Annotated in this window: 21 protein-coding genes; 11 read left to right on the top strand and 10 right to left on the bottom strand. The window is 67.4% G+C overall.

What is annotated here, in order from left to right; translation table 11 throughout:
- The first annotated feature begins 20 nt into the window (after positions 1-20).
- Complete coding sequence (locus ACFRAU_RS17405; protein ID WP_377997187.1) at positions 21-794, top strand: phosphatase PAP2 family protein; 774 nt, start codon at positions 21-23, stop codon at positions 792-794.
- Here the strand turns inward: ACFRAU_RS17405 and ACFRAU_RS17400 are convergent.
- Positions 771-2,033, bottom strand: coding sequence for an MFS transporter (locus ACFRAU_RS17400; protein ID WP_377997186.1), 1,263 nt, complete (start codon positions 2,031-2,033; stop codon positions 771-773). The two genes, ACFRAU_RS17405 and ACFRAU_RS17400, sit on opposite strands and share 24 nt — an antisense overlap.
- 71 nt (positions 2,034-2,104) lie before the next feature.
- Between ACFRAU_RS17400 and ACFRAU_RS17395 the strand changes: the two genes are divergently transcribed.
- Positions 2,105-2,635, top strand: coding sequence for a CGNR zinc finger domain-containing protein (locus ACFRAU_RS17395; RefSeq protein WP_377997185.1), 531 nt, complete (start codon positions 2,105-2,107; stop codon positions 2,633-2,635).
- Between the two features lie 130 nt (positions 2,636-2,765).
- Here the strand turns inward: ACFRAU_RS17395 and ACFRAU_RS17390 are convergent, their stop codons facing one another.
- Together ACFRAU_RS17390 and ACFRAU_RS17385 are read right to left on the bottom strand one after the other, a co-directional pair.
- Positions 2,766-3,704 (bottom strand): cation diffusion facilitator family transporter, encoded by a 939-nt coding sequence (locus ACFRAU_RS17390; protein WP_377997207.1) that lies wholly within the window; start codon positions 3,702-3,704, stop codon positions 2,766-2,768.
- 170 nt (positions 3,705-3,874) lie between these two features.
- Positions 3,875-4,237: an ArsR/SmtB family transcription factor gene (locus tag ACFRAU_RS17385; protein WP_377997184.1), complete on the bottom strand. Its 363-nt coding sequence runs from the start codon at positions 4,235-4,237 to the stop codon at positions 3,875-3,877.
- 91 nt (positions 4,238-4,328) lie between these two features.
- On the opposite strand from ACFRAU_RS17385, the gene ACFRAU_RS17380 reads away from it, so the two are divergent.
- The 5 genes from ACFRAU_RS17380 (at position 4,329) to ACFRAU_RS17360 (ending at position 8,423) form a co-directional block, all read left to right on the top strand.
- On the top strand, positions 4,329-5,114 hold the full coding sequence (locus ACFRAU_RS17380; protein WP_377997183.1) for an ABC transporter ATP-binding protein: 786 nt from the start codon (positions 4,329-4,331) through the stop codon (positions 5,112-5,114).
- 18 nt (positions 5,115-5,132) lie between these two features.
- Positions 5,133-5,918: a sulfite exporter TauE/SafE family protein gene (locus tag ACFRAU_RS17375; RefSeq protein ID WP_377997182.1), complete on the top strand. Its 786-nt coding sequence runs from the start codon at positions 5,133-5,135 to the stop codon at positions 5,916-5,918.
- Positions 5,919-6,011: 93 nt separating this feature from the next.
- Positions 6,012-6,821 (top strand): TrmH family RNA methyltransferase, encoded by an 810-nt coding sequence (locus tag ACFRAU_RS17370; RefSeq protein WP_377997181.1) that lies wholly within the window; start codon positions 6,012-6,014, stop codon positions 6,819-6,821.
- A 168-nt stretch (positions 6,822-6,989) separates the two neighbouring features.
- On the top strand, positions 6,990-7,247 hold the full coding sequence (locus ACFRAU_RS17365) for a type B 50S ribosomal protein L31 (protein ID WP_003802336.1): 258 nt from the start codon (positions 6,990-6,992) through the stop codon (positions 7,245-7,247).
- 81 nt (positions 7,248-7,328) lie between these two features.
- Positions 7,329-8,423 (top strand): biotin/lipoate A/B protein ligase family protein, encoded by a 1,095-nt coding sequence (locus ACFRAU_RS17360; RefSeq protein ID WP_377997180.1) that lies wholly within the window; start codon positions 7,329-7,331, stop codon positions 8,421-8,423.
- Positions 8,424-8,484: 61 nt separating this feature from the next.
- On the opposite strand, the gene pepN is transcribed toward ACFRAU_RS17360, so the two are convergent.
- A complete protein-coding gene (pepN, locus tag ACFRAU_RS17355; protein WP_378000858.1) occupies positions 8,485-11,130 on the bottom strand; it encodes an aminopeptidase N in 2,646 nt (881 codons plus the stop codon).
- A gap of 38 nt (positions 11,131-11,168) precedes the next feature.
- On the bottom strand, positions 11,169-12,194 hold the full coding sequence (locus tag ACFRAU_RS17350; RefSeq protein WP_377997206.1) for a YeiH family protein: 1,026 nt from the start codon (positions 12,192-12,194) through the stop codon (positions 11,169-11,171).
- Between the two features lie 158 nt (positions 12,195-12,352).
- Here ACFRAU_RS17350 and ACFRAU_RS17345 point away from each other — a divergent pair, with 158 nt between their 5' ends.
- Genes ACFRAU_RS17345 through ACFRAU_RS17335 form a run of 3 tightly spaced genes read left to right on the top strand, consistent with a single transcriptional unit; the run spans position 12,353 to position 15,715 of the window.
- On the top strand, positions 12,353-13,948 hold the full coding sequence (locus tag ACFRAU_RS17345) for a circularly permuted type 2 ATP-grasp protein (RefSeq protein ID WP_378000857.1): 1,596 nt from the start codon (positions 12,353-12,355) through the stop codon (positions 13,946-13,948).
- Positions 13,941-14,867, top strand: coding sequence for an alpha-E domain-containing protein (locus tag ACFRAU_RS17340; RefSeq protein WP_377951025.1), 927 nt, complete (start codon positions 13,941-13,943; stop codon positions 14,865-14,867). Before ACFRAU_RS17345 ends, ACFRAU_RS17340 begins: the two co-directional genes overlap by 8 nt.
- Positions 14,864-15,715: a transglutaminase N-terminal domain-containing protein gene (locus ACFRAU_RS17335; protein WP_377997177.1), complete on the top strand. Its 852-nt coding sequence runs from the start codon at positions 14,864-14,866 to the stop codon at positions 15,713-15,715. Before ACFRAU_RS17340 ends, ACFRAU_RS17335 begins: the two co-directional genes overlap by 4 nt.
- A 30-nt stretch (positions 15,716-15,745) precedes the next feature.
- Here ACFRAU_RS17335 and ACFRAU_RS17330 read toward each other — a convergent pair whose 3' ends face one another.
- From ACFRAU_RS17330 to glgC, 3 genes are all read right to left on the bottom strand, one after another.
- Positions 15,746-16,228 (bottom strand): pyridoxamine 5'-phosphate oxidase family protein, encoded by a 483-nt coding sequence (locus ACFRAU_RS17330; protein ID WP_378000856.1) that lies wholly within the window; start codon positions 16,226-16,228, stop codon positions 15,746-15,748.
- A gap of 45 nt (positions 16,229-16,273) precedes the next feature.
- Positions 16,274-17,725: an SDR family NAD(P)-dependent oxidoreductase gene (locus tag ACFRAU_RS17325; RefSeq protein ID WP_377997175.1), complete on the bottom strand. Its 1,452-nt coding sequence runs from the start codon at positions 17,723-17,725 to the stop codon at positions 16,274-16,276.
- 62 nt (positions 17,726-17,787) lie between these two features.
- Entirely contained in the window at positions 17,788-19,203 is a 1,416-nt protein-coding gene (glgC, locus tag ACFRAU_RS17320; RefSeq protein ID WP_377997174.1) for a glucose-1-phosphate adenylyltransferase, read from the bottom strand.
- A gap of 99 nt (positions 19,204-19,302) precedes the next feature.
- Here glgC and glgA point away from each other — a divergent pair, with 99 nt between their 5' ends.
- Positions 19,303-20,499, top strand: a complete 1,197-nt coding sequence (glgA, locus tag ACFRAU_RS17315; protein WP_377997173.1) for a glycogen synthase — start codon at positions 19,303-19,305, stop codon at positions 20,497-20,499.
- Between the two features lie 78 nt (positions 20,500-20,577).
- Here glgA and ACFRAU_RS17310 read toward each other — a convergent pair whose 3' ends face one another.
- Both ACFRAU_RS17310 and ACFRAU_RS17305 read right to left on the bottom strand, forming a co-directional pair.
- Positions 20,578-22,686 (bottom strand): acyl-CoA dehydrogenase, encoded by a 2,109-nt coding sequence (locus ACFRAU_RS17310; protein ID WP_378000855.1) that lies wholly within the window; start codon positions 22,684-22,686, stop codon positions 20,578-20,580.
- A gap of 35 nt (positions 22,687-22,721) precedes the next feature.
- Positions 22,722-23,408, bottom strand: coding sequence for a TetR family transcriptional regulator (locus ACFRAU_RS17305; protein ID WP_378000854.1), 687 nt, complete (start codon positions 23,406-23,408; stop codon positions 22,722-22,724).
- Between the last annotated feature and the right edge of the window lie 22 nt (positions 23,409-23,430).

Below are 23,430 nucleotides of genomic sequence, written 5' to 3'. Positions count from 1 at the left end.
CGGTCCGGCAGAATGGCCGGATGCTCTTTGCCTTGATTGCCCGCCTGCGCCCGGCGCCCTTGCTGAGGGCGTCGCAGCAGGTTCTTTTCTGCTGGGCCGGGGCTCTCCTGGTGGCCGGTGACGCTGTTTTCTGGCTCATGTTCGCTGCCGTCCAGTCAGATTCGGGGCTGGCCGCCCTGGATGGTCCTGTGCACAGCCTGATGGTGGATTCCCGGAATCCCGCGGCCACCGTTCTGCTGGCGGCCCTGACCACCGTGACATCGCCGGAAACGCTGAGCGTCATCGGAGGGGCGTTTGCCCTGGCGTGGGCGCTGTGGAAGAGGGAGCTGTGGCGCCCGGCGGTCCTCATGGGTGCCATGGTGCTGGCCGTTGTGCTGACAACCCTCATCAAGCAAGCGGTTGGGCGGTCCCGGCCGTCGTCCTCTGATTTCCTGCTCGGTCCCGACGACGCACTTTCCTTCCCGTCGGGGCACACTGTCGGCATCGGCGTATTCTCCGTTGTGCTCGCCTACCTCGTGCTATCCCGTTCGGGAACACGTACGACGGCGGTACTTGGGTTCTGTGCCGCCTTTGCACTCACGGCACTGGTCGGCTTGAGCCGGCTGTACCTCGGCTATCACTGGCTTACCGACGTCGTGGCGTCCTGCGGGGTGACCCTCGCCGTGGCAGCCGTCGCGGTGTTCGCAGACGCAGCGCGGCACGGTAGGGCAGAACCGCGCACCGGAACGGGCGACGTCCGGACGCAGGACACTTTGGTGGTGGCAGACGCGTCAGCGCCGGACGCGCAGGCGTAGCAACGCCACGGCTGCGGCCGCGATTACTGCAGCCGCGAAGGCACTGACGCCGGAGTAGCCGGTCAGGCCCATGACCGGCCCCGCTGCCGCGCTTCCCACCGCGGCGGCCAGCGACATGGTGGCGTCCGAGAACCCCTGGACCGGGACGCGTTCAGCGGGTGTGAGGGAAGCCACGAGCAGGGTGGAACCGGCAACGGTGGTTGCCGACCAGCCCAGCCCGAGAAGGATCAGGCCAACGGTGACCGCTCCCATGCTCTGGGACGCCAGCCCTGCCAGTGCCACAGCCGCGAGCAGGGTGAGCAGGCCCGCCAGCGCGGTGGCGTGTGGCCCAAGGCGGTCAGTAAGGACGCCCATCAGCGGCGACAGGGCATACATCCCCGCGATGTGCAGGGAGATGGTCAGGCCGATCAGTGCGATGGTGTCGGCATTCCCGGCCGCGTGTCCGGCGTGGTGCTGCATGTGCAGCGGTGTCATGGACATCACGGCGACCATGACCGCGTGGGCCGCAATGACCGCTACGACGGCTCCGCGGGCGGTAGGGTGCCGTTTCACGGTCCGCCAGCCTTCACGCCAGGTGTCGAAGAGCCTGGAAGCAGGCAGAACGTCCGCCCCGTCGAGGGCGCGGCGGGTCAGCAGCGGGTCCGGGTGCAGGGACAGCGCCACGATCGCAGCGCCAACCACCATCCCCAACGCAGAGATCAGGAAGGGACCGGCAGCAGGCGGAATGTCCAGCCAGCCAGCCAGGACGGCTCCGGGGGAGACCATGTTGGGTCCCGCGACGGCGCCGATGGTGATCGCCCACACCACCAGGGAGAGGTCCCGTCCCCGGTGGGCCGGCTCGGCCAGGTCCGTCGCAGCGAAGCGGGCCTGCAGGTTGACCGCCGAAGCCAGACCAACGAGGAAGGATCCGGCAAGCAGGAGCACAAACAGTTGCGCGGTCACTGCGGTGACCATCAGGAAAGTGCCGGCGATCGCCGCGGCCAGGCCGGTGGTGAGGGCCACACGGCGACCCCGTTGCAGGGCCAGCCGGGAGAGCGGAATCGCCGTGGCCGCGGTGCCGAGGGTGAGGGCTGTGTTGACGGACCCGGCCCACGCTTCGGACCCTGACAGGTCAACGGCCAGGATGGAGCCCAGGGCGAGGGTTGAGCCGTTGCCCAGGCCCGAGAAGATCTGTGCGATCGACAGGGTACGCACGATGCGGCGCTGGGTGGAACGGCTTGCTTCGGCGGTGCTGGTCAAGTCGGGTGGTCCCCTCGGGCTGGTGCTCGTCGTGGAAAACCTCCACAGGACAACTGTGATGTCATGGGTTTATGCAGTTCAACCATGACAACATGCACGGGGTGCGTTTGGCGGAATCGCTCGTCAACATGCTCGCCGACGGCCCGTGGGGCAGTGCCGCCCTGCAGGATCTCCTGACAACGCACATGTTCCGCTCACCCCGGATCACACCCGCGAACCAGGACGAAATGCGGGAGTGGGCCGTCCGGCTGCGGACGGTCTTCGCAGCCGAGGACCAGGCGGACCGCTGCGCGGCGGTCAACGCCCTGCTGGCCGAGGGCGTGCGGCGCGTATTCCTGACCACCCACGACGACATGCTCCCGCATCTTCATTTCGCGGACGCCGGCGAAACCCTGGCCGAAAGGGTGCGTGCGGTCACCGCCGGCGGGCTTGCGATCTTCATGACCGAGGCGGCGGGTGAGCGGCTGGGCGTCTGCGCCTGGCGGGACTGCAGCCGCGTATTCGCCGACACCAGCCGCGGCGGAAACCGTACGTACTGCTCAGCCCGGTGCGGCAACGCCGACGCTGTCCGGCGCTATCGCGGCCGGGCGCGGACCCTTTAGCGCGCGCCGAATGAAGCGAGCGCCAGCTGACGCGGGTGCTCCAGCCGGCGAGCGCACCTGGCGCCACTGGGCCACAGCGCCACCGTGACTGGACCACCGCGGCGTAACAAGAGGCAGGGAATTTGTGAAGCTATGGCGTCCGGGGACTGGCGGCCGTCGGCGTAAGGACCATCTCGTCGAGTTTGGGCAGGGCGTGGCGGAGCCGGTGCGCTGCCTCCTGCATGGTCTGTTCAGCCAGGCGAAGGCTGGTGTCGTCGACGGCGATGGTGGCCGCACCCTGAAGGCGGTGACCGACCCAGCGGAGCTGCACGCGCTTCACGCCAATGATTCCGGGCGTGTCCTCCAGGGTGCAGCGGGCGCTGTCCACGAGTTCCGGCTCGATTCCGTCCATCAGCCGGCGGCCGATGCTGCGGACAGTTCCCCACAGCAGGACGATGATGGCCGCCGAGATCAGCAGGCCCACGATCGGGTCCGCCAGGGGGAAGCCGAGCATGACGCCGCCGGCGCCAACCACCACGGCCAGGGATGTGAAGCCGTCCATGCGGGCGTGCACGCCGTCGGCCACCAGCGCCGCCGAGCCAATCCGACGCCCGACCCTGATGCGGTAGATTGCCACTGCCTCGTTTCCGGCGAAGCCGATCAGCCCTGCGCCCATGACCCAGCCCAGGTTCTGGAGCGCCTGGGGGTGGATCAGCCGGTCCACCGACTGCCACGCCGCCAGTACCGCTGACAGTGCGACGACGGCGACGATGAACAGCCCGGCCAGATCCTCGGCCCTGCCGAAGCCATACGTGTAACGGCGGGTGGCCGCCCGACGGCCCAGGATGAACGCAATCCACAACGGAACGGCGGTCAGGGCGTCCGAAAAGTTGTGGATGGTGTCAGCCAGCAACGCGACGGAACCGCTCACCAGAACGACAAGGAACTGCAGGACCGTCGTCCCGAGGAGCATGAACAGGCTGATTTTCAGCGCCCGGATGCCCTGTGCGCTGGCCTCCAGGGCGTCGTCGACCGAGTCGGCGGCATCATGGGTGTGCGGGACGAAGAGCTCGAAAAGCCAGCCCTTCATCCCCTTGTGGTGCTTGTGCCCGTGGCCGTGGTTATGCCCGTGCTCGTGATGCCCCTCCTGCTTATGGTCATGACCGTGATCGTGGTCATGCTCATGATGCTCGTAGTCCGCGGCGCTTCCGTTTATGGGCAGCCCGGTGGCCTGCGTCCCGTCACGCACAGTCCGGTCGCTCACGATGCGGCTCCATTCATGCGGTGGTGCGCCGGCTGTCCGCCGAGCGCATGCTCGGCCTGGAAGATCGCATCCGCGACGAGCTGTCGTGCGTGCTCGTTTTCGAGCCGGTAGAGGACCCTGGTCCCGTCCTGGCGGGTGGAGACCATTCGCGCCAGCCGCATCTTGGCCAAGTGCTGGGACACGGCCGCCGGCGACTTGCCCACCACCTCGGCCAACGCTCCCACGGCCATCTCACCCTCGCGCAGGGCCATGATGATCCGCACCCGGGTGGCGTCCGCCAGCATGGCGAAGATCTCTACCGCGAGCTCCACGTACTGGCTGTCGACGTCAAGCCTGCAAGCCTGCTTATCTGCGTTCATACGCATATAGTGTCATAAACGTGGAGGGCGTGCCGACGACTGGAGTTACCGGTTATCAGTCGCACCGTGTTTTGTCCTAGTGTCTACTTCTATGAGTGATGTTCTTGAAATGGCCGCCGTCAGCGTTGTGCGCGGAGCCAAAACGCTCCTGAGCAAGGTGGACTGGCAGGTCAGGGAAGGCGAGAGGTGGGTCATTCTTGGCCCCAACGGCGCCGGCAAGACCACTCTGCTGCAGATCGCTGCTGCGAGGCTCCACCCCACCAGCGGTATTGCCGGCATCCTGGACGAAAGCCTCGGAAAGGTGGACGTCTTCGAACTGCGGCCGCGGATCGGCCTCTCCTCGGCGGCCCTGGCCAACCAGATCCCGGAGTACGAGAAAGTGCTCAACGTCGTCGTCACCGCCGCCTACGGCGTGACCGGCCGCTGGCGCGAAGGCTACGAGAAGGACGACGAACGCCGCGCCTTCGCCCTCCTGAACGACTGGGGCATGGGGCCGCTCCTGAACCGGAAGTTCTCCACGCTCTCCGAGGGTGAACGCAAGCGCGTGCAGATCGCCCGGGCCCTGATGACGGACCCCGAACTGCTGCTGCTCGACGAGCCCGCCGCCGGCCTGGACCTGGGCGGCCGCGAGGACCTTGTGCACCGCCTTAGCCAGCTGGCCATGGACGAGGACGCCCCGGCGATCGTGCTGGTCACCCACCACCTTGAGGAAGTCCCGCCGGGCTTCACCCACGCCATGCTGATGCGCGACGGCGAAGTGGTGGCTGCCGGGCCGGTCGAAGAGGTCCTCACCTCGGGCAACCTGAGCGAGACCTTCGGCCTGCCCCTGGACGTCGCGGTAAACGCCGGCCGTTACACGGCAACCGCCCGCCGCTAGCGGGGCGGTCGGCACAGCGTGGAGTTTTTCAGCGGCATCCTTGTGTTCTTCGCCGGCCTCTGGGCCGGCACCATCAACAGCGTCGTCGGGTCCGGAACCCTCGTCACCTTCCCGGTGCTGATCGCCCTGGGCATCGCCCCGGTGACGGCCTCCATGAGCAACGCCATGGGCCTCGTCGCCGGCGGCGCAGCAGGCGCGTGGGGTTACCGCCGCGAGCTGAAGGGCCGCGGCCGGCAGCTCCTGCGGCTGCTCCCGGCGTCCCTGCTGGGCGGCATCAGCGGAGCCTGGCTCCTGCTCCACCTGCCGGAAAAGGTCTTCCATTACGCGGCGCCGGTGCTCATTGTGCTGGCCCTGCTGATGGTGGTGTTCCAGCCCAGGCTCCAGCAATGGGTGCGGAACCGCGAGGAAAACCCCGAGCATGCCCTGCGGGACAAGCACCACGGCGTTTTGCTGGTGGTCCTCGTCTTCCTCGCCGGCGTGTATGGCGGATACTTCGTCGCGGCCCAGGGAATCCTGCTGGTGGGCATCCTCGGCGTGTTCATGACGGGCACCATCCAGAACGCCAACGCCATGAAAAATGTCCTGGTGCTGGGCGTGAACCTGATCGCGGCCGCGTCCTATCTGCTGTTTGCCTTCGACCGGATCAACTGGGCGGTGGTGGCAATCATCGCCGTCAGCTCCCTCATCGGCGGCCTCGCCGGCGCCAAGGTTGGCCGCAGGTTGTCCCCACCCGTTCTGCGCGGCGTCATCTTTGCCCTGGGCCTCGTGGCGCTCGGCTTCCTGGTCGCGAACCTGCTCAAGTGATGACTGAATGCATTTGATCGAAGTGCAAGCGCTTATCGAAGTGCCTGTGTTTACGCCTATCGAAATGCCTGTGTTTATAGGAATGACAGCCCGGTGACTTTCCACTATCTCGAGTCCGTCGCTGATCCGCGCGTCTCCGACTACACCCAACTGACGGACGTGCACCTCCGGAAGCTCCGCGAACCCGCCGAGGGCATGTACATCGCCGAATCTTCGCGCGTCCTCCGGCGCGCCCTCGCTGCCGGGCACCGGCCGCGCTCTTTCTTCCTCGCCGAAAAATGGGTTGCGGACCTCGCGGACATCTTCGAGAAGTATCCGGACGTTCCCGCGTACATCGGCAGCGCCGGCCTCCTGGAGGAGATCACCGGGTTCCACCTCCACCGCGGTGCCATGGCGGCCATGCACCGCCCTGCGCCGGTCCCGCTGCCGGAACTGCTGGCCGGCGCCCGCCGCGTGGCGGTGCTGGAGGACATCGTGGACCACACCAATGTGGGCGCCATCTTCCGGTCGGCGGCGGCGCTGGATGTGGATGCCGTCCTGGTCTCGCCCCGCTGCGGCGATCCGCTGTACCGCCGCAGCGTCCGCGTCAGCATGGGCACCGTCTTCCAGGTGCCGTGGGCCCGGCTGGACAGCTGGCCGCAGGACCTCACTCTCCTTAGGGAGCAGGGCTTCACGGTGGCGGCGATGGAGCTCACCGAGGAGGCCGTGGACCTGGACCAGTTGGCCGCGAGCAACCCGGAGCGGCTCGCCCTGGTGCTGGGCACGGAAGGTGCCGGCATGAGCGCGGACACGCTGGCCGCTGTCGACCTCGCCGTGAAGATCCCGATGCGTGCGGGCGTGGACTCGCTCAACGTGGCGGCGGCGTCAGCCGTCGCATTCTGGGAGCTGCGGCCGCGGGCCTGAACTCGCCGGAACGGCAGGTTCGTTAGTTCCTCCGCCATCCGCTATGATTGATAGCTGGTTCCCCTGTGATTTTCGCCGGCCTTTCGGCTGGCCGAAGCGCGGACGGAAGCCATCCCATTCATACCTGGCAACTGGCAAAATCCAGTTGCGTGAACAAAAGGTCCCATTATGAAGTCTGATATCCACCCGAAGTACGAAGCTGTTGTTTTCAACGACCTGGCCTCCGGCACGAAGTTCCTGACCCGCTCCACCGTGTCTTCCTCGAAGACCATCGAGTGGGAAGACGGCAACACCTACCCGGTCATCGACGTCGAAATCTCCTCCGAGTCCCACCCGTTCTACACGGGCAAGCAGCGCATCATGGACTCCGCTGGCCGCGTCGAGCGCTTCAACGCTCGCTTCAAGGGCTTCGGCGGCAAGAAGTAATTCACTTCCCCCAAGGTTCTTTGGAAAGCCCGCACCGGCAACGGTGCGGGCTTTTCGCGTTTGTGGGGCAGGATGGAAGGCATGACTGCCACGCCAGGTTCTGCAACAGGGAGGGCGGCCCGGGGGCTGCACGGCGAGTACAAGGTCCCGGGCGGCAAGCTCGTGGTGGTGGACCTCGACGTCGTGGACGGCGCCTTCACGGACGTTTCCCTCAGCGGCGACTTTTTCCTCGAACCGGACGAGGCCCTCCTGGCCATCAACGCCGCCCTGGAAGGATTGCCGGAAAATTCGACGGCGGCCGACATCGCCGCCGCCGTGGAGGCCTCCCTCCCGGAGGACGCCGTGCTGTTCGGTTTCTCGGCCGACGCCGTGGCCATCACCGTCCGCAGGGCGCTGGCCAAGGCCACCGCGTGGACGGACCACCACTGGAGCATCATCGCGCCCGCTGTGCTGCCCACGCACCTGAATGTGGCGCTGGACGAGGTGCTCACCGAGGAGGTCGGCGCCGGCCGCCGCAACCCCGCCATTCGCTTCTGGGACTGGGAGGAACCGTCCGTGGTGATCGGCAGCTTCCAGTCCTACCGCAATGAGGTGCATCCCGAGGGCGTGTCCCGGCACGGCATCACGGTGGTCCGCCGCATCAGCGGCGGGGGAGCGATGTTCATGGAGGCGGGCAACTGCATCACGTACTCGCTCTACCTGCCGCAGACGCTCGTGGACGGCATCAGCTTTGCCGACTCCTACGCCTTCCTCGACGCGTGGGTGATGGCCGCCCTGAAGAAGCTCGGCATCGACGCCTTCTATGTGCCGCTCAACGACATCGCCACCGGCCAGGGCAAGATCGGCGGGGCGGCCCAGAAGCGGCTGGCCAACGGCGGCATGCTGCACCACGTGACCATGAGCTACGACATCGACGCCGACAAAATGGTGGACGTGCTCCGGATCGGCAAGGAAAAGCTCTCGGATAAGGGGACCACCAGCGCCAAGAAGCGCGTGGACCCACTGCGCCGCCAGACAGGCCTGGCCCGGGCCGAAATCGTGGCGGCCATGATGGAGGTGTTCGCCGAGCGCTACGGGGCCACACCGTCGGAAATCACGGACCAGGAACTGGAGACTGCCCGTCAACGCGTCGCGTCAAAGTTCGGCACGGACGCGTGGCTCCACCGGGTCCCCTGAACCCCTAGAGACCCCCCATCGAGTGCTCCGTAACTGCCCTTCTGAGAGGTCAAAAGGGCACTTATGGAGCAACCGACGGGGTCTCCACCGACACAGCCTGTGCCGCCAGTGACCGGTGCAGGTGGCTGCGCTGCTCGATGATGATCCGGCGCAGGGCACGCGGGGCGTCCGCGTGCTCTGAGAGCCAGCGGCCGGTGCGTGCCACCACGGGATGGTCCTCCGGGGTGGTGGCCGAGCCCAGGTCCCGGACGGACGGGTACAGCCCTCGGACGATCCGGCTGGCGATTTCGATGCTCCGCTCCGCCCACACCGTTTCCAGGCATCCGAAGTAGGGCTCCACAAACGGGTCCAGGAGCTCCTCGGTGGCTGTGTTGAAACCTGCGATGGTCGCGCTGAGCAGCTGGTTGGAGAGCTTCGTCCCGCGCACTGCGGCGTCCCAGGCTGCCGCCTTGACCGCTGCCTCGGGCCGCGCGGCCAGCGCCGTGGCGTGTCCGGCGCGGCCGGAAGCCGTGGTGTCCCTCGCCAGCTCGGCGTCGAGCTCCTGCTCCGTGGCCAGGCCCCGGGCCGCCAGCGCATGCCACAGGCTCCAGCGGAGTTCCGCGTCCACGGACAGTCCGGGCACCCGCTCGCTGCCGTCCAGCAGGCCGCGGAGCAGTGCCGTCTGGCTGCCCTCAGTCCGGCTGACCGTGGCGAGCGTCCTGGCCCAGGCAAGCTGCTGGTCCGAGCCGGGTTCCGCCGCGTACAGTTCCCGTGCCGCGCCCTCGGCGAAGGAATTCCGCAGGGCTTCGCGGCCCCGGGCCGGCACGTACTGCTCAAGGGCCATGGTGGCGTTGCCCAGGATGTTCAGCAGGACGCCGATGCCGGACTCGGCGGCAGCAAAGCGGAGCACAGCGTCCACATACTGCGAAGCGGGCGTAATGCCGTCGCGGGCCGAATTCCACAGCGCGGACCAGCTCAGGGCGCGGGCCATGGGGTCGGCGATGCGGTCCAGCGAGGAACGGATGGTGGCCTCGGAGAGGGGGTCGAGCCGGACCTTGGCGTAGCTGAGGTCCTCGTCGTTGACCAGCAACAGGGCTGGCCGGGCCTTCCCGGACAGGGCGGTTATTTCCTGGGTACCTCCGGCCAGGTCGGTTTCCACGGAATCAGTGCGGACCAGCGCCCCGTCGGCGTCGAAGTTGTACAGCCCGACGCGCAGCCGGTGCGGGCGCGGCTCCTGCCGCCCGGTGACGGGATCGGGAGCGTCCTGCAGCAGCACGACCCGTTCGAGGACGGCCGTCCCGTCAGCCGCCTCAGCGGTCTCCAGTTCGGTGCTCAGCGTCGAGATGCCGGACGTCTGGAGCCACTGCCTGGCCCAGGTGGTGAGGTCCCGGCCGGAGGACTCGGCCAGCGCAGCCAGCAGGTCCGCCAGCCTGGTGTTGCCGTACTCGTGGTCCCTGAAGTACTGCCGGGCACCCGCAATGAAGGCGTCGAAGCCAACGTACGCCACGAGCTGCTTCAGGACCGAGGCGCCCTTCGCGTACGTGATGCCGTCGAAGTTCTGCTTTGCCGCCTCGAGGTCCGGGATATCGGCGACGATCGGGTGGGTGGTGGGCAACTGGTCCTGGACATAGGCCCAGGCCTTGCGCTTGTTCGCGAAGTTGACCCAGGCGGTGTCCCAGTCCGTGGCGCGGTCCACGCCGAGGGTGCCCATGTAGTCCGCGAAGGACTCCTTCAGCCACAGGTCGTCCCACCACTGCATGGTCACGAGGTCGCCGAACCACATGTGCGCCATCTCGTGCAGCAGCGTGTTGGCGCGGCCCTGGTACTGGGAATCGGCGGCCCGCGAGGTGAACACGTAGTCTTCCGTGAAGGTGACCAGGCCGGGGTTTTCCATTGCCCCGAGGTTGTATTCGGGCACGAAGGCCTGGTCGTATTTGCCCCACGGATAGGGGTAGGCGAACAGCCTGTTGAAGAATCCGAGTCCCTGCTTGGTGAGCCGGAACAGCTCGGCGGCGTCGAACGAGGGCGCCATGGACGCCCGGCAGTAAAGTGCCAGTGGCACATCAAGGCGGGTCCCGCCGTCGTCCGTCCCGCTCCAATGGTCCTCGGCCTTGAAATAGGGCCCGGCCAGTACAGTCGTGATGTAGGTGGACATGGGCAGGGTGGGAGCGAAGTCCCAGCGGGAGGCCCCGGTGTCCTCCGCCAGGGGCAGGCGCGCCGCCACGGCTCCGTTGGAGGCCACCTCCCAGCCGGCCGGGGCGGTGACGGAGAAGGTGAACCGGGCCTTGAGGTCGGGCTGTTCGAAGTTGGCGAAAACGCGGCGGGCATCGGCCGGCTCGTACTGGGTGTAGAGGTAGCACTGGCCGTCGGCCGGGTCGAAGAACCTGTGCATGCCCTCGCCCGAGCTGCTGTAGAGCGCCGTTCCGGTGACCGTCACCTCGTTCTCGGCCTGCAGGTTCTCCAGCCGGATCCGTGCGCCGTCCACCACGTCGCGGACCGGCAGTTCCGCGCCGTTAAGCACCACGCTGTGCACGTCTCCGGCGATGAAGTCCAGGAAGGTGGAGGCCCCGGGCTGCGCCGCAGAGAACGAAATGGTGCTGCGGCTGGTGTACCCGCGGGCGTCCGGATCCGGTGCGTTGCGGACGTCGAGTGAGACGTCGTAGCTGTGGGTGGTGATGAGGGCGGACCGCTCTGCCGCTTCGTTGCGCTGGAGGTTCTGATTCGACACCGGACTATTGAATCACGAGCGCAGATGAACGATGGGCTCTACTGAACCATGAGCAGCGCGGCAGCCAACCCGAGGACCGCAATCAGCAGCCAGGCCGCCAGGGCGGCGAGCACGGCGCGCGCCCCGGTGTGCAGCAGGGTGCGGATGCGCACCGCCGATCCGAGGCCAAAGAGGGCGGCGCCCAGCAGCACGTCCTGCAGGCCGGCCGCCGCCTCCAGCCACCCGGCGGAGAGCCAGCCGCTGGAGCGCAGCGCCACCATGGCCACGAATCCGACGACGAACAGCGGAACCAGCGGAGGCTTGCCCCCTGCAGGTCCGCCGGCCCGGCCACCGGCTTCCCGGCGGTGCCGGATCCGCTGCTCTGCCCCGGCCATGGCCACCATGGGTGCCAGGAGGATCACCCGGGTGAGTTTGACGACGACGGCGAGGGCCAGTGCCGCCGGACCGGCGGTTTGCGCCGTGGCCACCACCTGCCCGACGTCGTGGACGGAGGCACCGGTCCACGCACCGAAGGCCTCGGTGCCCAGATGCAGCGGATGGACCAGCAGCGGGAGCACGCCGATGGCCAGCGTCCCGCACAGCGTCACCAGGGCCACGGGCAGGACCGTGTCCCGGTGGCTGATCCGCCGCACCGCGGCCATCGCGCCGATCGCCGAGGCGCCGCAGATGGAAAAGCCGGTGGCGATCAGCAGGGCAGTATCGGCCGGAAGCCGGAACAGCCGGGAAATCCCGTAGGTGCCGGCGAAGCTGGCCACCACCACCGCCGCGATGAGCAGGAGGGCCAGCCAGCCGAGGCCGAGCACGTCCGAGAGGCTCACCTTCAGCCCCAGGAGCACGATGCCGCCGCGCATCAGGTGCTTGCCGGCGAAGTCCAGCCCGGGCCGGGCACGCCCGGCCGTCCACACGGCCGTGCCGGGAAGGTTGGCTGCCAGCAGGCCCAGGACCACGGCCAGGGTCATGGCCGGAAGGGCGGGCACGGCGCCATGGATGGCGAACGCGAAGGCCAGGGCGACGACGGCGGTCAGCAGGCCGGGCAGATTCCGGGTAAGGTTCTGATGCGTCATCCTGCGCAACTGCGCCAGCAGCGGCGGCGGGAGTCGGAAGTCTGGCACCTCACAACCTTGCCGGACGTCGACGCCAAAGACCAACCGGAAGTCCCGCCAACACGCCAGGGCTGGGACGGGAAATGAATTCGCAACAAAAAGGTGGTTGGCTAATGACCATGTCTGACCTATTCCAGGATTACTCCGAGGCTGCCGGCCGCACCGGCGCCTACGACGAGATGTTTGCCCCCGGGCAAAAGGCACGCCAGTCGTATGGCCAGGTTGCGGGCGCGCTGCGGCAGCTGTCCCTGGCGGACGTCAGCGCGCGGGCGGACTCGATGGCGAGGACGTTCCTGGACCGCGGCGTGACGTTCGACTTCGCGGGGGAGGAGCGCCCGTTTCCGCTGGACATCGTGCCGCGCGTCATCCCCGCCCGTGAATGGGACGTGCTGGAACGCGGCGTCGCCCAGCGGGTGCGGGCGCTCGAGGCGTTCCTGAAGGACGTCTACGACAAGATGACCGTGGTGTCCGACGGCGTGATCCCGCGCCAGCTGATTACCACCAGCGCGCACTTCCACCGCGCCGTGCACGGCTTCGAACCAGCGGGCGGGGTTCGGGTGCACATCTCCGGCATCGATGTGGTCCGGGACGCCGAGGGAACGTTCCGGGTCCTCGAGGACAACGTCCGTGTGCCGTCCGGCGTGAGCTACGTGCTGGAAAACCGGCGGGCCATGGCAAAGGGCCTGCCGGAAGCCTTCGGCCAGCAGCTCATCCGTCCGGTGGAGGAATACCCGCGCCGGCTGCTCTCCGCCCTGCGCAAGACGGCGCCGTCGGGCGTGGACGATCCCACCGTGGTGGTGCTGACCCCCGGCGTCTTCAACAGCGCCTACTTCGAGCACACGCTCCTGGCCGGCCTGATGGGTGTGGAGCTGGTGGAGGGACGCGACCTCATCTGCCGCGGCAACCGCGTGTACATGCGCACTACCGCCGGCGAGCAGCGCGTGGACGTCATCTACAAGCGCATCGACGACGATTTCCTCGACCCCCTGCAGTTCCGCTCCGACTCCATGCTGGGCTGCCCCGGCCTGGTCAACGCCGCCCGCGCCGGCGGCGTCACCATCGCCAACGCGGTGGGCAACGGCGTGGCGGACGACAAACTGGTGTACAGCTACGTACCCGACCTGATCCGCTACTACCTCGGCGAGGAACCGGTGATCGCCAACGTGGACACCTTCCGGCTGGAGGAGAAGGAAGCCCGCGAGCACGTCCTGGACCGCCTCGATGAGCTCGTGGTCAAGCCCGTGGACGGCTCCGGCGGCAAGGGCCTGGTGATCGGCCCGGACGCGTCCAAGGAAGAACTCGACGCGCTGCGCAGGCGCATCATTGCCGACCCCCGCGGCTGGATCGCGCAGCCGGTGCTGCAGCTGTCCACCGTGCCGACGCTCAGCGGCGACAAGTTCGGCCCCCGGCACGTCGATCTCCGGCCGTTCGCGGTCAACGACGGCGACGACGTCTGGGTGCTGCCCGGCGGGCTCACCCGCGTGGCACTGAAGGAAGGGTCACTGATCGTGAATTCCAGCCAGGGCGGCGGGTCGAAGGACACCTGGGTGCTGGCGGGTTCGCCGCAGGTGCCGGTGGAGCGGTTGCCGCGGCAGTCCGTCACCGTCCGGGAGCGGGTCTCCGTGTGGCCGGTCGAGAGCAACTGGCGCGACCGGCAGTCGGAACAGCAGCAGCAGCAGATTTCTGACGCGCAGGAGGTACCCGCGAATGCTTAGCCGAATTGCCGAATCCCTGTTCTGGATCGGCCGCTACGTTGAACGTGCCGACGGCACAGCCCGCATCCTCGACGTGCACCTGGAGCGCCTGAACCACCTGCCCACCGAGGAGCGGCGCAGCGTTGCCCGCGAACTGCTCGGGGTCATGGGCGCCCGCCCGCAGAGCGAGGACTTCGGGCTGGAGGAACTGCTCCACGCCCTCGCCTATGACAAGCACAGCGCCACCTCGATTGCAGGGTCCCTCGGCGCTGCCCGCGAAAACGCCCGGCGCGCCCGCGAAACGGTCTCCTCCGGCCTCTGGGAGAGCCTGAACACCACTTACTACGGGCTGAACCAGCACCGCAAGGACGTAGTGGGCACCTACCGCTTCTGCCACTGGGTGCTTGAGCGCACCGCCATGGTCAGCGGCCTGGCCGACACCACCGTCAGCCACGACGACAGCTGGCTCTTCCTGGCGCTGGGCCGTTCACTCGAGCGGGCCGACATGACTGCCCGGATGCTTTCCACGCGGGACGTCCTCTCCGCAGGCATGTCCTGGGTGAACATGCTTCGCTGCGCCGGCGCCTACGAATCCTTCCTGCGGACGCGCCGGGCCGCCTTCGGCGACCAGCACGCGGCCGAGTTCCTCCTGTTGGACCGGCTGTTTCCGCGCTCCATCGTGTACGCCCTGCGGGACGCCGACGACTGCCTGGCGAAGCTGGACCCCTCGGCCCAGCGGGTTGGCTTCATCAACGACGCCCGCCGGATTGTGGGCCAGGCCCGTACCTTCCTGGAGTTCCACCGCACGGACGACCTCATGTCCGAGCTTCCGGAGCACATGGAGCGCGTGCAGAAGGCCGTTGCGCAGGCGTCCGACGCCATTTCCCGTAAGTACTTCAATCAGGCGGATGAACTGGCCTGGGTGGGAGAAGTTTCATGACCCGGCTGAGCATCGTCCACAGGACCGGCTACAAGTACAAGCGGCGCGTCACGCTGTCCTATAACGAGGCCCGCATGACCCCGCTGACTGACCCGCAGCAGGTGGTGTTGGAGTCCTCCATGAAGGTCACGCCGTCGCAGGCTGCGGTCAGCAGCTACCGCGACTACTGGGGCACCCGGGTCACCGCGTTCGACATGCAGATGCCGCACGAGCACCTGGAGGTCCTGGCCACCACCACGGTGGAGGTCCACCGGGCAGTGCGTGTGCCGTCGGAGGCTGACATCGTGGGCTGGGACGACCTCGCTTCCCCCGAGACGCTGAACCAGTTCAGCGACTGGGTGCCGCAGTCACAGCTGACCGGCCCGGGGGAGGAAGTCCTCGGCATCATCCCTGGCGTGGTTGCAGGCAAGAACCCGCACGAGGCAGCCATGGCCATCTTCGCCTGGATGCGCGGCGAGATGACCTACATGAAGGGCAGCACCGGCGTAACGACCAACGCCGAGGAGGCCTGGACCCAGCGCCAGGGCGTGTGCCAGGACCTGGCCCACCTCGCCATCGGCGCCCTGCGGAGCTGCGGTATCCCGGCACGGTACGTCTCGGGTTACCTGCACCCGCGGTCGACGGCGGACATCGGCGAGACGGTGGCCGGCCAGTCCCACGCGTGGCTGGAATGGTGGGACGGCGAATGGCGCAGCTGGGACCCCACCAACCACAAGCCGGCCGGGGACTTCCATGTGACCGTGGCCCGCGGCCGCGACTACCGGGACGTGCCTCCGCTGAAGGGCATCCTGTCCGGCGGCGGCGGCTCGAACCTGAGCGTGAGCGTGGAGATCACCCGCCTGGCCTAAGCCTGCGGTCGGGGCCAGAGCTACGGCAGGTCACTCCGGCGAGGCTTTCACCGCGCCGCTGAGCTGGGTCCACCAGGTGAGCGGCGCGGTGACCTTGAACCGTCTGCCGGTGATCGAGTCCGGCGTGATGCGGATGAAGTGGTCCTTCTGCCCTGCCTGCCACGGGAACAGGTAGAGAGAGGCGGAATCGAGGATTTCCTCGGTGCTCTTGAGCGCCGCCGCTTTTCCCTTGACCACCACGCTCCAGGCCATCCCCGATTCGGCATCCACTCCGTCGGCTTCCAGTGCCACCGGAGATTCCCCGACGGCGCCACCAAGTTTGGTGCCCTCAGCCGTGCGGAATACCAGTGTGCCGTGGTCCACGGTGTAGTTCAGCGGGAAGATGTCTGGGTGGTCATCCACCCAGACGGCCAGCCTGCCGACCGAAACCTGCCGGAGCAGGTGCCAGCACTGGCTGGAATCCAGACGTTCAACGGACTCGTGGGATGCCTCGACGGGCTGCACGTTGGTCATGGACCAGAGCCTACGCCGCAGCTACCCGACCTGCCAGAGCGCTGTTTACCAGGGGCTGGCCTTGTAGTCCTTCAGGAACACCCCGTACTGGTCCTCGCCGTTTTCGCCCATCACGATGGGGTCGTAGACCCGGGCCGCGCCGTCCACCAGGTCCAGGGGCGCGTGGAAGCCTTCCTCCATCAGCCGGACCTTGGTGAAGTGCGGGCGTTCGTCGGTGATCCAACCGGTATCGACAGCAGTCATGAGGATCCCGTCGGCCTCCAGCATCTCCTGCGCGCTGGTGCGGGTCATCATGTTCAGGGCCGCCTTGGCCATGTTGGTGTGCGGGTGGCCGGGTCCCTTGTAGGCCCGGGAGAACTGGCCCTCCATGGCGGAGACATTAACGATGTACTTGCGCCGGGCGGTGGACCGCTTCATGGCATCGCGCAGCCGGCTGACCAGCAGGAACGGTGCGGTGACGTTGCACAGCTGCACCTCGAGCATCTCCAGCGGGTCCACCTCGTCCACCACCTGCGTCCAGCTGTTAATGGTGGCCAGGTCCGGGACCAGGCCGCCGGCGTCGATGGCCGTTCCGGCGGCGATCCGCTCCAGGGACGCCGAACCGGTGGACAGCGCAAGCGACGTGACGGCATCGCCGGCCAGGACCGGGTGCTCGGTGACGCTGCTGGCAATCGCGAGCGGGTGCTTGTCGTGCGCGTGGCCGAAGGTGACCAGTTCCGGGCCTCCGTTGGCTGCCTCCAGGGCGGCCGGGAGCGGCTCGTCCTCGGCGTCGACGAGCGGCTTGTAGGCGTTGCCGGAGCGGCGCACCGTCTGCGCGGCGTTGTTGATGATGATGTCCAGCGGGCCGGCGGCATTGAGGTCATCGGTGAGCGCCATGACCTGCGACGGGTCGCGGAGGTCGATGCCCACGATCTTCAGGCGGTGCAGCCATTCCCCGCTGTCCTCCATGGCGGCAAAGCGGCGCGCGGCGTCCTTGGGGAAACGGGTGGTGATGGTGGTGTGCGCGCCGTCGCGCAGCAGCCGCAGCGCAATGTACATGCCGATCTTGGCGCGGCCGCCGGTCAGCAGGGCACGCCGGCCGGTGAGGTCGGTGCGGGCATCGCGCTTGGAGTGGCTGAACGCCGCGCACTCGGGGCACAGCTGGTGGTAGAAGGCGTCCACCTGGGTGTAGTGCTGCTTGCAGATGTAGCAGGGCCTGGACCTGATGAGGTGGCCGGCAACATTTCCCGTGGCGGACGGGGCGAGCTTGTTGCCCCGCGTCTCGTCGTCGATCCTGTCGGGCGCTGCGGTGGCCGTCTGGGCCAGCACGGCGCGGTCCGCTTCCGCGATCAAATCGCGCTTGGTGACGCGGCGGTGCCGCTTGACGGCCTTGAACATTTTGCCGGTGGCGCGGCGCACCGAGACGTAGTCGGGGTGCTCCTCGTCGTAGACGTGGATGGTGTTCAAAACCTTGAGGCAGGCCTGAATCTCTTCAGGCGTCAGATCGGCGGAGCTCATTGATCTGATTTTACAGCCTGTGGAGGGTCAGACCTGCCTCAAGGAAAACGCTTGAAGAGGGATTAGGAACGGACTGCCTGCTGCGTCGGGGAGTCCACGCCGACGGCGGCGGCCTGGACCTTGCCCACTTGTTCGACCGAGTTGCGGACCTCGGGCCAATTCTCCGTGGCGGCCCTCACGGCATCGGGGACCAAATGCAGGTTGGCCGCGGACAGTGCACGCTCGGCCTCGTCCGGTTCCGGGACGGCCTGGTACTTGGAAAGGACCGTGATGCCGGAATCCGTCACCTTGAAACCGCGCGCGCGGTCCAGCTCCGGGTCGAGGCCGATGGCAGCGCCGGCAGGGACCTTGACGTTCTTGTCGATGATGGCCCGGCGCACCACAGCGCCTTCGCCGATCTGCACCTTGTCCATGAGGACCGAGTCGATGACCCGGCTCGCCGCACCGACGTAGACGTCGTTGGACAGGACGGAGCCTTCCACGATGCCGCCGGAGATGACGACGCCGCTGGCCACGATCGAATCGAGCGCCGTTCCCACGGTGTTGTTGTCGCCGCGGACAAATTTGGCCGGCGGGGAAATGCTCTGGCGGGTGTAGATGGGCCACTCGGAGTTGTACAGGTTGAACACCGGCAGCGGCGAGATCAGGTCCATGTGGGCTTCGTAGAAGGAGTCGATGGTGCCTACGTCACGCCAGTACGTCCGATCCCGTTCGGTGGAGCCGGGAATGTCGTTGAGGGTGAAGTCGTAAACGCCGGCCTGCCCCTGGTTCACGAAGTAGGGGATGATGTCCCCGCCCATGTCGTGCTTGGTGTCCAGCCGCTCGGCGTCAACGTGGAGCGCATCAACCAGGGCGTCGGCGTCGAAGACGTAGTTGCCCATGGAGGCCAGGAACTGGGTGGGGTCTGCGGCCAGCCCGGGGGTGGAGGCGGGCTTCTCGACGAAGGCGGCGATCTTCTGGGGGTCTTCGGGGTCCACTTCGATGACGCCGAACTGGTTGGCCATGTTGAGGGGCTGGCGGACAGCGGCAACGGTGGCCTTCGCGCCGCTCAGGACGTGCTGCTCAACCATCTGGGCGAAGTCCATGCGGTAAACGTGGTCGGCGCCCACTACGACGACGATGTCGGGATTGGCGTCGTGGATCAGGTTCAGGGACTGGTAGATCGCGTTGGCGCTGCCAAGGAACCAGCTCTTGCCGACGCGCTGCTGGGCCGGAACGGAGGCGACATAGTTGCCCAGCTGCGTGGACATCCGCCAGGTTTCGGAAATGTGGCGGTCAAGGCTGTGGGACTTGTACTGCGTCAGGACCACGATCTGCAGGTACCGGGAGTTGACGAGGTTGGACAGCGCGAAATCGATCAGGCGGTAGCTGCCGGCAAAAGGCACGCCAGGTTTCGCCCGGTCTGCCGTCAGCGGCATAAGACGGTTTCCCTCGCCTCCCGCGAGGACAATGGCCAGGACTTTCTTCGTTAACGGCATGGTCGCTCCTGTACGCCTTCGTAACTCCCCAAAAAATCCGGTTTGTCCGGACTTTCTTCACACTAGAACAGTTCAACCGTAACGACTACCTTGGGTAACGTGCGAATAGACATTGTGACTAAAGAATTTCCGCCGGAAATCTATGGCGGCGCGGGCGTCCACGTTGCCGAGCTGAGCCGGGTGCTGGCCAATCATGTCGACCTTCAGGTGCGTGCCTTTGGCGCGCCCCGGGACGCCGACTACCATGGCGCCACCGTGACCTCCTACTCGGTGCCCGGGGATCTGGGGGATGCGAACGCCGCCGTGCAGACCCTGGGCGTGGACCTGCGCATCGTCCCGGACATTGCCGGCGCGGATCTGGTGCATTCGCACACGTGGTACGCGAACATGGCCGGCCACCTGGCATCGCTGCTGCACGGCATCCCGCACGTGCTCAGCGCCCACAGCCTGGAGCCGCTGCGGCCGTGGAAGGCCGAGCAGCTGGGCGGCGGCTACGCGCTGTCCTCATGGGTGGAGAAGACCGCGTACGAGGCGGCGGCAGCGATCATTGCCGTGTCCGAGGGCATGCGCCAGGACATCCTGCGCAGCTACCCGGAGGTTGACCCTGCCAAGGTCAAGGTGGTGCACAACGGCATCGACGTCAGCCTGTGGAACCGCGACGAAAACGACGACGTCATCCGCACCCTGGGCATCGACCCCGCCCGCCCGAGCGTGGTGTTTGTTGGCCGCAACACCCGGCAGAAGGGCGTCCCTTACCTGCTGCGGGCGGCCGCCAAGCTCCCCGCGGACGTGCAGCTGGTGCTGTGCCTCGGCGCGGCGGACACGCCGGAACTCGCTGCGGAGACCGCCCGGCTGATCGAGGAGCTGCAGGGCCAGCGCAGCGGCGTTGTGCTGATCGAGCGCATGCTGCCCCGCAACGAGCTGATCCAGGTCCTGAGCCACGCCACCGCCTTTGCCTGCCCCTCCATCTACGAACCGCTGGGCATTGTGAACCTCGAAGCGATGGCCTGCGGCGCTGCCGTGGTCGCCAGCGCAACCGGCGGCATCCCCGAGGTGGTCAACCACGGCGAGACCGGCCTGCTGGTGGAACTCGAACAGGTGACCGACGGAACCGGCACGCCTTTGGATCCGGAGAAGTTCGTCAGCGAGTTCGCCGCGGCCCTGACCGAGGTTGTGTCGGACCCGGACCGTGCCCGGGCCATGGGCCAGGCCGGCCGGAAGCGTGCCGAGGAGCACTTCTCCTGGGAGTCGATCACCCAGACCACGCTGGACGTGTACCGCTCGGTTCTCAGCTAGCGCCACCGAATAAACGCCATAAAACGCCCGACGGCGGGGACCTCCTTTGGCGGGTCCCCGCCGTCGGGCATTTTAAGGTTAGGGAGCGGTTGTGGAGCGGGGCGCTAGTGACTTCTCCGGCACGGGAGCTGACCCGCTGGCGCGCTGCACGCGGTAGTAATGGCGCGCCTCGTCCTGGCGGACCTTTTCAGCGCCGGTGGCGATGGCGGCGCGGAGGTGGGCCGGGCCGTAGCCGAAGGCGTCCACGAGATCCAGCGCATGGGGGCGCAGCTTGACCAGCAGCCGGTTGATGTACCCGCCCACGGTCCGTGCGCGCTGCATCGAGAGCCTGCCGTTCATCAGGTACCACGAGAGGTTGTTCTCGATGAGGGACAGGCCGAAGAGGTCCCGGAGCCAGGTCAGCACGGTCCTGGTTCCCGGGTCGGCGACCTTGCCCAGCGCCTCGGTGAAGGCCTCCCACTGCAGGAGCTCGGCGTGCGCGCGGGCGGCGTCGATGAGCTCGTCCTGGTGCTGGTTGAACAGGGCTGACGCTTCGCGCTGCGGCAGCCTGTTGGCACCCCTGAGTGCAGTGGCTGCCTCGGCAACCATGGTCTGGACGCGGTCGGTGAGCAGCGCGCGCTGGCTTTCCTCGTCGCGGAGGGCAATGGCGGCCTTCTGGACGGACCCGTTGTCCGCCACGAACTGTGCCACCTGGCGCAGCCCCGTGCGGTGGACGGCGGTCCCGGCGGCCTGGTTGACCACATACCTCGCCAGCACGCCGAACGTGGCGCTGCGGAATTCCTTGGCGTAGTCGGCCAGCAGCCGCTTGGCCACGAGCTGCAGCAGGACGGTGTTGTCGCCCTCGAAGGTGACATAGACGTCGAGGTCGGCGCGGAGCGAGGCGAAGCGGTTCTCGATCAGGAAACCGGCCCCGCCGCAGGCTTCGCGGCATTCCTGCAGGGTGTCCAGTGCGTGCCACGTGCTCAGCGGCTTCAGCGCGGCAGCCAGGGTTTCCAGGTCCTGGCGGTCCTCGTCGGAATCGTGGGCGCCGGAGAAGACATCGTCCAGCTTTTCCAGCAGCTGCTCATGGGCAAAGCCCGCGGCGTACGTCGTGGCCAGCCGGGTAAAGAGCCGCCGCTGATGCCGCTGGTAGTCCAGCAGCACCTCTTCCTCGACGGGGGACGAGGCGTTGAACTGCCGCCGCTCGGTTGCGTAGGTAATGGCCGTCTTCAGTGCGAGCTTGGAGGCTGCGACGGCGGCACCGTCGAGGCTCACGCGGCCCTGCACCAGCGTGCCGAGCATGGTGAAGAACCGCCGTCCAGGGCTCGCGATGGAGGAGGTGTAGTTGCCGCCGGCGTCGACGTCGCCGTAGCGGTTGAGCAGGTTGGTGCGGGGAACGCGTACGTGGTCGAAGTGCAGCCGGCCGTTGTCGATGCCGTTGAGTCCGCCTTTCACGCCGTCGTCCTCGCCGCCGATCCCGGGCAGGAATGCCCCGGTGGCGGGGTCGCGCAGATCAACGTAGAACGCGTGCACGCCGTGGTTGACGCCGTTCGTCACGAGCTGGGCGAAGACCACGGCGCCGAGGCCGTCGATGGCTGCGTTGCCGATGTAGTCCTTCCACGCGGCGCGGAAAGGGGTGTGGATCACGAACTCCTGGGCGTCCGGATCGTAGGTTGCTGTGGTGGCGATGCTGGCGACGTCGGAGCCGTGTCCGGTTTCGGTCATGGCGAAGCAGCCCGGAATGTCAAGGTTCATGATGCCCGGCAGCCACTTCTCGTGGTGTTCCGCCGTGCCCAGATGCATCACGGCCGAGCCGAACAGGCCCCACTGCACACCGGCCTTGATCTGCAGGGACGGGTCTGCGGTGACCAGTTCCTCGAAACCTGCGATGTTGCCGCCGTGGTCGTCGGACCCGCCGAAGGCAGCCGGGAAGGCGCGGTGGACGCCGCCGCTGTCCACCAGGTGCCGCAGCTGCCCAAAGGTGCGCAGGCGATGCTCCGTGGGCGTAAGCCCTTCCACCTTGTGGAGCTCCTCGCGTGCTGCCAGGTTCCGCGCCTGCCGGCGGACGTCGGCCCACTTGCCCAGCAGCAGCTCACCCAGGGCGGCGACGTCGACGGCGGGCAGCGGGCTTGCCGTCGCTGGGACCTCCCGACGACCGGACGCTGTTGGGGCGGTTGCGCCTGCCGTGCGGTCAGCTACTTCAGTCATGTCGATTCCTCCGTTGGTATTGACAGGTTCCGGTGCTATTGAATGTCCGTGAGCGCCGGCGCGATGCCGACACACAGCCAGTCCGTGATCTGGCGTGCCATGGTTTCCTGGTCCGGCCTGGCGGGGGAGTCCGGGCTGGCCAGCCACTGCTCGCCGGCGTTGCGGACCAGTCCGATGGCGGCGTTGGGCCAGTAGCCGATGACGGATTCCTTGCCTTCGCCGAGGTGGGCCCGCATGGGCGTGGCGATCATGTCTGCGATGGCGTCAAAGAAATGGCCCAGGGCGCCGGCCGTCGTGATGGGGGTGGGACCCCCGTCGGACTCCGCAGCAGAGTACCTGGTGACAAAGGTGTAGACGTTGGGGCTGGTTTCAGCCATCTGGAGGTAGGCGGAGACCATGGCGAACAGGCCTTCCCGAGGAGTCTGCGCGCTTTGCGCCGCCTCCCTGATGCGCTGCTGCATCTGTCCCAGCACCACTTCCCCCACCGCCTGCTGCAGCCCGGCCTTGTCGCCGAAGTACCGGTAGAACACGGACTTGGACGTGCCGGCCGCGGTGGCAATGTCCTCCATCGACGCGTCGCTGCCGAGTGTGTGCACAGCACGCCGGGCTGCCTTGATGAGTTGGCGCCTGCGTTCCTCCCGGTGCCCCTGCCACCGCGAGGCGCGGCCGTCCACGGCTTCTGACGCGGAGCCAACGGGCGGGGAAGGAGGGGTTTGGTTCACGATACCCAGCGTATCAGGTACG

The sequence above is a fragment of the Arthrobacter sp. NPDC056691 genome (assembly GCF_042791415.1).
GTDB lineage: Bacteria > Actinomycetota > Actinomycetes > Actinomycetales > Micrococcaceae > Arthrobacter.
This window is presented reverse-complemented; position numbering and strand designations above follow the sequence as displayed.